Source organism: Serratia odorifera (genome assembly GCF_041448735.1).
Classification (GTDB): Bacteria; Pseudomonadota; Gammaproteobacteria; order Enterobacterales; family Enterobacteriaceae; genus Serratia_F; species Serratia_F odorifera.
Window position 1 is genome coordinate 262818 of record NZ_JBGMUT010000004.1, and the last position, 13286, is coordinate 276103.

A 13286-nucleotide genomic window follows, 5' to 3' on the forward strand; every position below is an offset into this window, starting at 1 on the left:
AGGCGGCAACAGGTTAAATCCCCGGGAGCTGACATTGGTCAGTGACCGGGGTGCCGCCGCGTAGCCAACAACGCTAGGCGGCGAAAGGCGAAGGAGATGGGAATTTAGGTGACGGGCGCAGGATTAAACACTGCCAACGCGTTATACAACCCCCATTGATCCGACCAGGTTTTCTGACGGCCGCTGGCGATCGCCAGAATCAGCTCAAACAGCTGCCAACCGACTTGCTCAATCGTTGCCTCGCCGGTGGCGATGGTGCCGGCGTTGATGTCCATCAGATCGTGCCAACGTTCGGCCAGCGCGCTGCGGGTGGCCATTTTGATCACCGGTACCGCCGTCAGGCCATACGGCGTGCCGCGGCCGGTGGTGAACACCTGCAGGGTGATGCCGGAGGCCAGCTGCTGGGTGCCGCAGACAAAGTCGCTGGCCGGCGTGGCAGCAAAGATCAGGCCGCGTTTGGTGGGACGCTGGCCAGGGGACAGTACCTCTACAATCGCGCTGGTGCCGGATTTGGCGATCGAACCCAACGCTTTTTCCACCACGTTGGCCAGGCCTCCTTTTTTATTGCCGGGAGAGGGATTGGCGCTGCGATCGGTTTGGCCCTGGCTCAGGTAATCATCGTACCAGCTCATCTCCTCCAGTAAGCGCTTGCCAACCTGTTGGTTCGCTACACGCGGTGTCAGCAGGTGAATGGCATCGCGTACTTCGGTTACCTCGGAAAACATCACCGTGGCGCCGCAGCGCACCAGCAAATCCGAGGCGTAGCCCACCGCCGGATTGGCGGTCACGCCGGAAAAGGCATCGCTGCCGCCGCATTGCATGCCGACCACCAGCTCGGAAACCGGGCAGGGTTCGCGTCGGCGCTGATTAAGGCGTTGCAGATGGCGTTCGGCCAGCGCCAGAATATCATCGACCATCGATTTGAAGCCGACATGCTTTTCATCCTGCAGGCGCACGATGTCACCGGCGTCGAGCGAGATCGGTTGCACATCGTCAGTGCCTTGCAGCAGGCGTTCCGGCTGCAATTTTTCACAGCCCAGCCCGACCACCATCACTTCGCCGCCAAAATTGGGGTTGAGCGCCAGATTGTGAATAGTGCGGATCGGCACTACCGCCGCAGGGGCATTGATTGCCACACCGCAGCCGTACAGGTGGTTTAATGCCACCACGCCATCGACGTTGGGATACTTTGGCAGCAGATCGCGTTCGATGATTTTCACCACGAAGTCCACCACGCCGGCCACGCAGTGCACGCTGGTGGTGATACCCAGCAGATTCTTGGTGCCGACGCTGCCGTCGGCATTGCGATAACCGTCAAAGGTGTAGCCCGTCAACGGCGCTAACGGCGCCGGTACTCGGTTGGCCAGCGGCAGGCTGTGCAACTCGGGCGCTTCCGGCAGTACCACCAGCGACTCGTCAATCCAGCTGCCGCGGGCGATGTTGCGCAGCGCGTAGCCGATGATCTCGCCATAGCGAATAATATTGCCGCCGCTGGCAATATCGTCCAGCGCCACCTTATGCCCTTGCGGTATATGTTCCATTAATTGCAAGCCGCAGGGAAATAGCGTTCCTTTTGGCAGGCCGTCATTATTAACCACGATGGCGACATTATCTTGCGCATGAACTTTTATATACAGCGGTGCGTCATGATTGTTATTTGCTTCAGACATTAAAACCTCACTTGCCATATTTATTATTGTTATTCGCTACGGGATATCACCGGCGGGCTGCTCAGGGAACAGTATATGTGGGGGGGGCTGGTGGCGGCATTATGCAAATGACCGGTATTACGCGAATAGGAGACTCAATTGTTTGGCATCGGTCCAATAGGCTGTGAGCCGGCTCACGGCGCGGCCGGGTTTCGTGAGCTGTACAGCGCAGCATAGGGCAGATGCCATAAACAAACGGCAATATTGCGCCGATCCTTGGGGTATTGCCCGATGAGTCTGCCTGGACGGGCACATATACTTTTTGCCGTAGAGAAATTTATTGAGTTTGGTATTGCCGCTGCCGGATTAATCGCACTGCTCAACAACGGCTGACATTCAATTCAATCAATTTCGTTCTGAGAAATTTATGTAGTTCAGGATGAATATAGCAACGGCTAGATTCAGGAGAACACCATGTCTACTATCAGTTCCGCGACCAGTGTAATAAAAAGGACCAATACGCGTTACTGGATTGTGGTGATGTTATTTATCGTCACCTCATTCAACTACGGCGACCGCGCAACGCTGTCGATTGCCGGTTCATCGATGGCGAAAGATATCGGCCTCGATCCGGTCGGAATGGGCTACATTTTTTCCGCATTTTCCTGGGCGTACGTTATCGGCCAGATCCCTGGCGGCTGGCTGCTCGATCGCTTCGGCTCCAAGCGCGTCTACTTCTGGAGTATTTTCATCTGGTCGCTGTTTACCTTGCTGCAAGGCTTCGTGGACATCTTCAGCGGCTTTGGCATCGTCGTTTCCCTGTTCGCCCTGCGTTTTCTGGTCGGGCTGGCTGAAGCGCCTTCCTTCCCTGGCAATAGCCGCATTGTTGCAGCCTGGTTCCCGGCGCATGAACGTGGCACTGCGGTGTCAATCTTCAACTCGGCGCAGTACTTCGCCACGGTGATTTTTGCGCCGATCATGGGGTGGTTGACTCATGCGGTCGGCTGGGCGCACGTGTTCTTCTTTATGGGCGGGCTGGGCATCATTCTGAGCTTTGTCTGGCTGAAGGTGCTGCACAATCCCAAGGATCATCCCGGAATCAACCAGGCCGAACTGGACTATATCGAGGCCGGCGGTGCGCTGATCAACATGGATCAGAAGCAGGAAAAAACGCAAAAAATCAAAGGCGAAAAGTGGTTCCAGATCAAGCAACTGCTGCAATCGCGCATGATGATTGGCGTCTATATCGGCCAATATTGCATTAATGCGCTGACCTATTTCTTCATCACCTGGTTCCCGGTGTATCTGGTGCAGGCGCGCGGCATGTCGATCCTCAAGGCCGGTTTCGTGGCCTCGGTTCCGGCAATCTGCGGCTTTGTCGGCGGGGTGCTCGGCGGGGTGATTTCCGACTATCTGATGCGCCGTACCCAGTCGCTGACCTTTTCGCGCAAGGCTCCCATCGTGCTTGGCATGCTGTTATCGATGTCGATGGTGTTCTGCAACTACGTCGATACCGAATGGATGGTGGTCGGCATCATGGCGATGGCGTTCTTCGGCAAAGGGGTTGGGGCGCTGGGCTGGGCGGTGATGGCGGATACCGCGCCAAAAGAGATCAGCGGGCTGAGCGGCGGCCTGTTCAACATGTTCGGCAATGTATCCGGCATCGTCACGCCGATCGCCATCGGCTACATCATCGGCACCACCGGTTCATTCAACGGCGCCCTGATTTACGTTGGTATCCATGCGCTGCTGGCGGTAGCCAGTTATCTGTTCATCGTCGGTGAAATCAAACGTATCGAACTGAAGCCGATGGCAAGGAGTGCCGCATGAGCCACACGCAAGCGACGCCGGTGATTACCGCCATGCGCGTCATTCCGGTCGCCGGCCATGACAGCATGCTGCTGAACATCGGCGGTGCGCACGGCGCCTACTTCACTCGCAACATCGTGGTGCTGACCGACAGCGCCGGGCATACCGGCGTTGGCGAAGCGCCGGGCGGCGAGGTGATCTATCAGACCTTGCTGGCGGCGATCCCGCAGGTGGAAGGCCAGCAAATCGCCTGCATGAACAAGCTGGTGCACGCCATTCATAGCGGTAACCAGTCATCGGATTTCGCCGCCTTTGGCAACGGCGCATGGACCTTTGAACTGCGGGTCAACGCGGTGGCGGCGCTTGAAGCGGCGCTGCTCGATCTGCTGGGGCAGTTTCTCGGCGTGCCGGTGGCGGAACTGCTAGGCCCCGGTAAACAGCGTGATGAGGTTACGGTGCTCGGCTATTTGTTTTACATCGGTGATCGGCAACAGACCGATTTGCCGTATCTGGCCGGTGAAAGCGGGCGGCATCCGTGGTACCAGTTGCGCCACCGGCCTGCGATGGATAGCGCGGCGATCGTCGAGCTGGCGGCGGCGGCGCAAGATCGCTACGGCTTCAAGGATTTCAAGCTGAAGGGCGGGGTTCTGCCGGGCGAACAGGAGATTGACGCAGTTTGCCAACTGGCAAAACGCTTTCCCGAAGCGCGCATCACCGTCGATCCGAATGGCGCATGGCTGTTGGACGAGGCCATCGCGCTATGTAAAGGCATGCAGGGCGTTCTGGCCTATGCCGAGGATCCGTGCGGGGCGCAGCAGGGCTATTCCGGTCGTGAGGTGATGGCCGAGTTTCGCCGCGCCACCGGTTTGCCGGTTGCCACCAATATGATCGCCACCAACTGGCGTGAGCTGAACCATGCGGTGATGCTACAGGCGGTGGACATCCCGCTGGCGGATCCGCACTTCTGGACCATGCACGGCGCAGTGCGCGTGGCGCAGCTGTGTGACGAGTGGGGGCTGACCTGGGGGTGCCACTCCAATAATCATTTCGACATTTCACTGGCGATGTTTACCCACGTCGGCGCGGCGGCGCCGGGCAATCCTACCGCCATTGATACCCACTGGATCTGGCAGGAAGGTCAACACCTGACTCACAACCCGCTGCAGATTGTCGACGGCAAAATTGCCCTGCCGGATCGGCCGGGGCTGGGCGTCGAGCTTGACTGGGCGGCGCTGGAACAGGCGCACCGGCTGCACCAGGCGCTGCCAAGCGGCGCACGCAACGATGCGTTGGCAATGCAATATCTGATTCCCGGCTGGCAGTTCGATCGCAAGCGCCCGGCGTTTGGCCGCTGAACTTAACGAAAAGGACAGGAACATGACAACGACTCAGGCAGCTCCAAAAATTACCGCCATGCAAGTGGTGCCGGTTGCCGGCCACGACAGCATGTTGCTCAACCTGAGCGGCGCGCATGCGCCGTTCTTCACGCGCAATATCGTTATCTTGCAGGATAACGCCGGCAACACCGGCGTGGGGGAGATCCCCGGGGGGGAGAAAATCCGCCAGACGCTGGAGGACGCGCAACCGCTGGTGATCGGCAAGACGCTCGGTGAATACAAAAATGTCATGGCGGCGGTGCGCCAGCGTTTCGCCGATCGCGATGCGTCGGGGCGTGGCCAGCAAACCTTCGATCTGCGCACCACCATTCACGTGGTGACCGGCATTGAGGCAGCGATGCTCGATCTGCTTGGCCAGTTCCTGCAGGTGCCGGTGGCCGCGCTGCTGGGGGATGGGCAGCAGCGCGATTCGGTCGACATGCTTGGCTATCTGTTCTACGTCGGCGATCGCCGTAAAACGCCGTTGTCGTACCAGAGTCAGCCTGACGACGCCTGCGACTGGTATCGGCTGCGTCACGAAGCCGCGCTGACGCCGCAGGCGGTGGTGAGGCTGGCGGAGGCCGCCTATGAAAAATACGGCTTTAACGATTTTAAACTGAAGGGCGGCGTGTTGGCCGGCAGTGAGGAAGCTGAGGCGGTCACGGCGCTGGCGGCGCGTTTTCCGCAGGCGCGCATTACCCTCGATCCCAACGGCGCCTGGTCGCTGGAGGAAGCGATTGGCCTCGGCAAACAGCTGCGCCACGTGCTGGCCTACGCGGAAGATCCGTGCGGGGCAGAACAGGGTTTTTCCGGCCGCGAGGTGATGGCGGAATTCCGCCGCGCCACCGGCCTGCCGACCGCCACCAACATGATCGCCACCGACTGGCGGCAGATGGGCCACACGCTGCAATTGCAGTCGGTGGATATCCCGCTGGCGGATCCGCATTTCTGGACCATGAGCGGTTCGGTGCGAGTGGCGCAGATGTGCCACGAATTCGGTCTCACCTGGGGCTCTCACTCCAATAATCATTTTGATATTTCACTGGCGATGTTTACTCACGTAGCCGCCGCGGCGCCGGGCAATATCACCGCCATCGACACGCACTGGATCTGGCAGGAGGGTAACCAGCGCCTGACGCGTGAACCGCTGAGCATTGCCGACGGCCGCGTGGCGGTGCCGCAGAAACCGGGGCTGGGGATCGAGCTCGATCGCGATCGGCTGATGCAGGCCCATGAGTTGTACAAAACCCACGGCCTCGGTGCGCGCGATGACGCCATGGGCATGCAGTACCTGATCCCCAATTGGACCTTTGACCCTAAACGCCCATGCCTGGTGCGTTAATCGCCGATGCATTTCTTCCCCAACGCAAAATACAAGGAAACGCCATGAAAAGTTGCCACAACCGCTTCCGCCAGTCATTGCAGCAGGGGGAAACCCTTATCGGCTGCTGGTCGGCGCTGGGCAATCCGATTTCCACCGAAGTACTGGGGCTGGCCGGTTTTGACTGGCTGGTGCTGGACGGCGAACATGCCCCCAACGACATTACCACCTTCGTACCGCAACTGATGGCATTGAAAGGCAGCGACAGTGCCGCAGTGGTGCGTCCGCCGTGCAACGAGCCGGTGATCATCAAACGGCTGCTGGATATCGGCTTTCACAACTTTCTGATCCCGTTCGTCGAAAGCGAACAGCAGGCACTGCAGGCGGTGGCCTCGACGCGCTACCCGCCGGCCGGCATTCGCGGCGTGTCGGTTTCGCACCGCAGCAACGGCTACGGTACGGTGGCGGATTACTTTGCCACCATCAATGACAACGTCAGCGTACTGGTGCAGATCGAAACCCAGGCTGGGGTCGATAACCTGGATGCGATCGCCGCAGTGGACGGCGTGGACGGTATTTTTGTCGGGCCAGGCGATCTGTCGGCGGCGCTGGGATATCTCGGCCAGCCGAATCACCCGGAAGTGCAGGCGGTGATCCGCCATATTTTCGACCGAGCCAAAACCGCCGGTAAACCGAGCGGCATCTTGGCGCCGGCGGAGGCCGATGCGCGTCGCTACCTGCAATGGGGCGCGCAGTTTGTCGCCGTCGGCAGCGATCTGGGGGTGTTGCGCAATGCCACCCAGGCACTGTGCGACCGTTTTAAAACTAGCGAGAAATAAGGGGAATACGATGAAAGTTGGATTTATTGGTCTGGGGATCATGGGCAAGCCGATGAGCAAAAACCTGCTGAAAGCCGGGTATTCACTGGTGGTGCTCAATTATCACGCCGACACCACCGCCGAGCTGCTGGCGCTGGGCGCCGAGTCGGCCGAGACGCCGCAAGCGGTAGCGGCGCAGAGCGACATCGTGATCACCATGCTGCCCAATTCCCCGCAGGTACAGCAGGTAGTGTTAGGTGAACACGGCGTTATCGACGGCGCCAAGCCGGGCAGCGTGCTGATCGACATGAGCTCGATCGCGCCGTTGGCCAGCCGTGAAATCAGCGCCAGACTGGCGGACAAGCAGATTGCGATGCTGGATGCGCCGGTCAGCGGTGGCGAGCCGAAGGCGATTGACGGTAGCCTGTCGGTGATGGTTGGCGGCGATAAAGAGGTGTTTGAGCGTTGCTACGAAGTGATGAAAGCGATGGCCGGTTCGGTGGTGCACACCGGGGAAATCGGCGCCGGCAACGTCACCAAACTGGCTAATCAGGTGATTGTGGCGCTGAATATTGCCGCGATGTCCGAAGCGTTGGTATTGGCCACCAAGGCCGGCGTCAACCCGGATCTGGTGTACCAGGCAATCCGTGGCGGGCTGGCGGGTAGCACGGTGCTGGATGCCAAGGCGCCGATGGTGATGGATCGCAACTTCAAGCCGGGATTCCGTATCGACTTGCATATCAAGGATCTGGCCAATGCGCTGGATACCTCGCATGGCATTGGCGCGCAGCTGCCGCTCACCGCCGCGGTGATGGAAATGATGCAGGCGCTGCGCGTTGACGATCTCGGCAATGCCGATCACAGTGCGTTGGCCTGCTATTACGAAAAATTGGCCCAGGTTGAAGTCACTCGTCAGAGGTAACGCAGGCTGCTTATGAAAATAGTGATTGCGCCGGATTCATACAAAGAAAGTTTATCTGCCCTGGCGGTAGCTACCGGTATTGAAGCCGGATTCCGGGAGATTTTCCCCGATGCGGAATACGTTAAATTACCGCTGGCCGACGGTGGCGAGGGCACGGTTGAGGCGATGGTGGCCGCAACCGGTGGCAAGACAATCGAGGTGGAGGTGACCGGGCCATTGGGAGAAAAAACGCGGGCATTTTTTGGCCTGTCCGGTGATGAACAAAGCGCATTTATTGAAATGGCCGCGGCCAGCGGGCTGGAGCGGCTGCCGGCCGAACGGCGCAATCCGCTGAACACCACCTCGTACGGCACCGGCGAACTGATCCGCTGTGCGCTCGATCACGGGGTGAAGCACTGCATTATCGGCATTGGCGGCAGCGCCACCAATGACGGCGGTGCGGGCATGGTGCAGGCGTTGGGCGCACGCTTGCTGGATGAGCAGGGCAACGACATCGCGTTTGGCGGTGCGGCGTTGGCGACGCTGGCCGATATAGACCTTAGCGGCCTGGATGCGCGCATCGGTCAGTGCAAATTCGAAGTCGCCTGCGACGTCAGCAATCCATTGACCGGCGCCGATGGCGCCTCCGCCATTTTTGGCCCGCAGAAGGGCGCGACGCCGCAAATGGTGGCCGAGCTGGACCGTGCCTTGCAGCACTATGCGCAGGTGATTGAGCGCACGCTGGGTATCGACGTTGAACGGGTGCCTGGCGCCGGAGCGGCAGGGGGCATGGGGGCCGGGCTGTTGGCGTTCTGTCAGGCCGAACTGCGGCAGGGTATCGAAATCGTTACCGAAGCCCTGGGTCTTGATGCTCTGGTGCGCGATGCCACCTTGGTGATCACCGGCGAGGGGCGTATCGATAGCCAGAGCATCAACGGCAAAGTGCCGATTGGCGTTGCTCGGGTGGCCAAACGTCACAACAAGCCGGTGATCGGCATTGCCGGTAGCCTGAGCACCGACGTCGGCGTGGTGCATCAACACGGTCTGGATGCGGTATTTAGCGTGCTTTACAGCGTTTGTACCCTGGAGGAGGCGCTGAACGGCGCGGCCGACAACGTGCGCATGGCGGCGCGCAATATTGCGGCGACGTTGCGACTGGCGCAGCAAGGGTAGCGTCTGGCCCCTGCCTGAGTTACAGGGGCCGCTCTGTAACGCGAGATATTGGCCAGGGGGGCCTCAGCGTCTGGCGGTATGCGCCGGTCTGCATGTCTAGCGTAAATGTTGGCGCGCCGCCTGGCTGACCAGTTCTATCTCATCCAGCAGTTCCAGCCATTCCGGCTCCAGATCGCTGCGGCTGACGCCCAGACGCAGCTGTTGCTCAAGATAAAAACACAGCTGCTTCAGGCGTGGAACGCCGCTATAGCTGCAACTGCCGTGCAGCTTGTGAATGATATCGATAATTTCCACCTCCAGCGTGCCGTCCAGCAGGGCCTGCACCTGCTTTTTAACCTGCGGCAGGAAGTCGAGCAGCATGTGCAACAGATCGCGCGCCAAATCCTCTTTATTGGCTGCCTGGCGTAGCGCCAATGGCCAATCGAGTGAGAGCTGCGCATCGCCGGCATGCGGTAGCGCCGCTGACTGTGGGTCACCGTCGCTGTGATAACGCGACAGCACGCGTGTCAGCATCGCCTCGTCGATCGGTTTTGCCAGATAGTCATCCATGCCGGATTGCAACAGGTGCTCGCGTTCGCCGCTAACGGCATGGGCGGTGACCGCCACGATCGGCGTGGAATTGTGATGTGGCATTTGGCGGATCAGCTCGGCAGTGCGTATGCCGTCGATGTTCGGCATCTGAATGTCCATCAGGATCATGTCGAGCACGTTATCGCGTGCCAGCGCGATCGCTTCCTCGCCGCTTTCGCATAGCAAGGTCTGTTCCACCTGCTCGTTCAGCAGCGTGCCGATAAGCTTCAGATTGGCCGGATTATCGTCCACTGCCAGCACCGTCAGTGGTAAACGTCGGCGTTCCGGCAATGCGTTCTGCCGAGCCGGGTTTTCCATGCGCAGCAGCGGGTACAGGCGATTGGCGGTAATCGGCTTGGTCAGGCAACCCACGGCGCCAAGCTGCTTAAGCTGTTCGGCATCGATCTGTGACTGGCAGGGCAGTGCCAGGATCACCCGTTTGGCCAGTTGCAACGCTTCTTGCAGTTTTTCCTTATGCTGGCCAATGGTGTCGCGGAACGGGATCGGTATGCCGACCAGCAGAAAATCGTAGTCGTTTTTCGCCAATTGGGCGAAGGTCGGCGAATGGGTAACGATCAGCTGCGTTACGCTGAGCATATTCAGCGTCGCCTGTGCTGCCGTTGGGTTGGCTTCAATGTAGGCCAGCGTTTTCCCCTGCAGCTCAGGTAAGCGTGACGGCAACGTCAGCATGCCTTCGTTCAGATCGAGGGTGATATGGAACCAGAAGGTCGAACCGCGGTTCAACTGGCTGTGGAAGCAGATATCGCCGCCCATTTCCTTTACCAGCTTCTGGGTGATCACCAGCCCAAGGCCGGTGCCACCATGACGGCGGGAAATGCTGGCATCAGCCTGGCGGAAGGCCTGGAACAGCTGCGATTGCTGGCGCTCGGAAATACCGATGCCGGTGTCGTGGATCTGTACTTCCAGTTCAACCTGACGTTCAAAGCGGTTGCGCAATTCGACGCGAATATCAATATTGCCGGTTTCGGTAAATTTCACCGCGTTGCCCAACAGGTTGGTGATCACCTGCTGCAAGCGCAGCGAATCGCCGATCACCTGCTCCGGGACGTCGTTATGTACATCCAGCGTCAGCTCCAGCCCTTTTTCATGCGCGCTGGGTGCCAGCAGCACGATGACTTCGTCCAGCGTTTCGCGCAGTGCGAACGGAATGTGCTCCAGCACCAGTTTGCCGGCTTCCAGTTTGGAGAAGTCCAGCACATCGTTAATGATGGTCAGCAGATTATTCGCCGAGCGCTCGATGGTTTGCAGATAGTCGGTTTGCGTGGCGCTCAGATCGGTTTTCAGCGTCTGGCGGGTAAAGCCGATCACCCCGTTGAGCGGGGTACGCAGCTCGTGCGACATGTTGGCCAGAAACTCGGACTTGATGCGCGCCGCTTCTTGCGCCCGTTTCTTCGCCAGATCCAGCTCGACGTTTTGGATCTCCATCTGCTCCAGCGTTTCGCGCAAATCGGAGGTGGCCTGATCGATGTTCTGCTGCATCTCTTCGTGATAGGCGGTCAACGACATCGCCATTGAGTTGATGCCATTCTTTAGCATATGCAGTTCGCCGAGCATAAAGCCTTCGACCCGACTGTCGAGCTGGCCGCGGCGGATGCGGTCGACGGTATTGACCATGTTGCGGATCGGGCCGGTGACGTCGCGCATCAGGCGGTAGGCAAACAGAATGGCAATGCACATGCACAGCAGCAACAGCAGGGTGGAAACAAACACTTCCTTATACTGCTGCAGGCGTACCGATTGCAGATCCAGCTCAATCGCCACGTAGCCGAGATTATTATTCGGTTGCACGTCGGCACTGGCGGTTTCGTCGGGGTATTGGCTTTCCGACAGGATCGGGGTCCGCAGGATCAGCGAATCACCACGCCGTGTCAGCATCAGTTCTGTGGGCATTGGCACACCCTTCGGTAACTGCAACTGGCCAAAATTATGGTGATAATTGGAGGTGACAAACAGGTTGTTCTGCGCGTCAAACACCGTGATGGAGCGCACAATGTCCGAATGGCGGCGATGCAGCAGGCTGACCAACTGGCGTACCGACTCGCGGCTGCGGAATGTCATGCCGTATTCGCTGGCCACTGCCAGCGGTTCAATGATGCTGGCGCCGGCATCAACCAGTTGTTCTTGCAGCTCATTGTAACGGTGCACCACAAAGAAGGTACTGAGCAGCAGGCCGATCAATAACGTCGGGGCCAGAATCAGTACCATCATGCGTGCGCGCAGACTGTATTTGGTCATGGGAATCCAATGTGGGAGAATTGCGCTCATCCTAGCTTAATGAACCAGCAATCGACAATTTTATGGCGCAATTCTACTCTCCCAAACGCCGCGTGACGACCCGGCAAAGTCCACAAATATTGACCGTTACCGTGGACGATCTCGATCCCTTTGGCCAGGGCGTGGCGCGTCACAACGGCAAGGCGGTATTTGTCGCCGGGGTACTGCCGGGCGAACAGGCGGAAATTCAGCTGACGGAAGATAAGCGTCAGTTCGCCAAAGGCAAGCTGAAACGCCTGCTGACGCGCAGCCCGCAGCGGGTTGAGCCGCAGTGTCCGCATTTTGGCGTGTGCGGCGGTTGCCAGCAGCAGCACGCCGATGCGGCGTTGCAGCAGCAGAGCAAGGCGGCGGCGCTGGGGCGGATGATCGAACGGGAAACCGGCGTCAGAGTGCCGCCGGAACCGGTGATTGCCGGGCCGCAGTATGGTTATCGGCGCCGTGCACGTCTGGGGCTGGCCTGGCAACCCCGGCGACAGTCGTTGACGATGGGGTTCCGCCAGGCGGCATCCAACGATCTGGTGCCCATCAGCCACTGTCCGGTGCTGGCACCAGCGCTGGAGCGGCTGCTGCAACCGCTGCACGCCTGCCTGAGCAGCCTGCAAGCCGCCAATCGCCTGGGCCATGCGGAGCTGGTGCTGGCGGACAACGGCCCGCTTCTGGTGCTGCGCCATCTTGACGCGCTGAAACCGGCCGATCGCCAGGCGCTGCTGGCGTTTGCCGAGCAGCATACGCTAGCAGTTTTTCTGGCGGCCAACAGCGAACGGCTGGAAAAACTGTGCGGTGAAACGCCGTATTATCAGGTTGACGGACTACGCTTAGACTTCAGTCCGCGTGACTTCATTCAGGTCAATGACGCGGTAAACCAGCAAATGGTGGCTCAGGCCCTTGAATGGCTCGAGCTACAACCCAATGATCGTGTATTGGATCTGTTCTGCGGCATGGGCAACTTTACCCTGCCGCTGGCCCGGCGCGCCAAAGCGGTGGTGGGCATCGAAGGTGTTGCCACGCTGGTAGCGAATGGGCAATATAATGCACATAAGAATTTGCTGAATAATGCGTCTTTCTTCCATGAGAATCTGGAAGATGACGTTGAGCGGCAGCCTTGGGCAGCACAGGGATTTGATAAAGTGATGCTGGATCCTGCCCGCGCGGGTGCGGCTGGTGTGATGTCACATATTGTAAAACTGGCGCCAGAGCGAGTGGTTTACGTTTCCTGTAATCCCAGCACGCTGGCACGCGACAGCAAGGTATTGCTGGCCGCCGGTTATCGTCTTGCGCGTGTGCGAATGTTGGATATGTTCCCGCACACGGGGCATCTTGAATCAATGGCGCTGTTTATAAACGACACGGCGTCAGGGGCCGCTGCAAAGTAGG

The 13286-nt window shown here is 59.2% G+C and carries 9 protein-coding genes; 7 read left to right on the forward strand and 2 right to left on the reverse strand.

The features are described from left to right. Nucleotides 1-104: 104 nt before the first annotated feature. Nucleotides 105-1670, reverse strand: a complete 1566-nt coding sequence (gene garD, locus ACCC84_RS13700; protein WP_039991147.1) for a galactarate dehydratase — start codon at nucleotides 1668-1670, stop codon at nucleotides 105-107. Between the two features lie 453 nt (nucleotides 1671-2123). On the opposite strand from garD, the gene ACCC84_RS13705 reads away from it, so the two are divergent. Genes ACCC84_RS13705 through ACCC84_RS13730 form a run of 6 tightly spaced genes read left to right on the forward strand, consistent with a single transcriptional unit; the run spans nucleotide 2124 to nucleotide 9047 of the window. Then, on the forward strand, nucleotides 2124-3479 hold the full coding sequence (locus ACCC84_RS13705; RefSeq protein WP_004955332.1) for an MFS transporter: 1356 nt from the start codon (nucleotides 2124-2126) through the stop codon (nucleotides 3477-3479). Then, nucleotides 3476-4813, forward strand: a complete 1338-nt coding sequence (locus ACCC84_RS13710) for an enolase C-terminal domain-like protein (protein WP_004955330.1) — start codon at nucleotides 3476-3478, stop codon at nucleotides 4811-4813. The genes ACCC84_RS13705 and ACCC84_RS13710 overlap by 4 nt, the downstream gene beginning before the upstream one ends. Nucleotides 4814-4835: 22 nt before the next feature. Next, a complete protein-coding gene (gene gudD, locus ACCC84_RS13715) occupies nucleotides 4836-6176 on the forward strand; it encodes a glucarate dehydratase (RefSeq protein WP_039991146.1) in 1341 nt (446 codons plus the stop codon). A 44-nt stretch (nucleotides 6177-6220) separates the two neighbouring features. Beyond that, entirely contained in the window at nucleotides 6221-6994 is a 774-nt protein-coding gene (gene garL, locus ACCC84_RS13720) for a 2-dehydro-3-deoxyglucarate aldolase (RefSeq protein WP_039991144.1), read from the forward strand. Nucleotides 6995-7004: 10 nt separating this feature from the next. Next, on the forward strand, nucleotides 7005-7895 hold the full coding sequence (garR, locus tag ACCC84_RS13725) for a 2-hydroxy-3-oxopropionate reductase (protein WP_004955324.1): 891 nt from the start codon (nucleotides 7005-7007) through the stop codon (nucleotides 7893-7895). A 12-nt stretch (nucleotides 7896-7907) separates the two neighbouring features. After that, nucleotides 7908-9047, forward strand: coding sequence for a glycerate kinase (locus ACCC84_RS13730; RefSeq protein ID WP_004955322.1), 1140 nt, complete (start codon nucleotides 7908-7910; stop codon nucleotides 9045-9047). 96 nt (nucleotides 9048-9143) lie between these two features. Here the strand turns inward: ACCC84_RS13730 and barA are convergent, their stop codons facing one another. Continuing rightward, entirely contained in the window at nucleotides 9144-11873 is a 2730-nt protein-coding gene (gene barA / locus ACCC84_RS13735) for a two-component sensor histidine kinase BarA (RefSeq protein WP_004955320.1), read from the reverse strand. Nucleotides 11874-11935: 62 nt separating this feature from the next. On the opposite strand from barA, the gene rlmD reads away from it, so the two are divergent. Further along, the gene (rlmD, locus tag ACCC84_RS13740) at nucleotides 11936-13285 is read left to right on the forward strand and encodes a 23S rRNA (uracil(1939)-C(5))-methyltransferase RlmD (protein ID WP_198773289.1); all 1350 of its coding nucleotides are present in this window, start codon (nucleotides 11936-11938) and stop codon (nucleotides 13283-13285) included. The last annotated feature ends 1 nt before the right edge of the window (nucleotide 13286 follow it).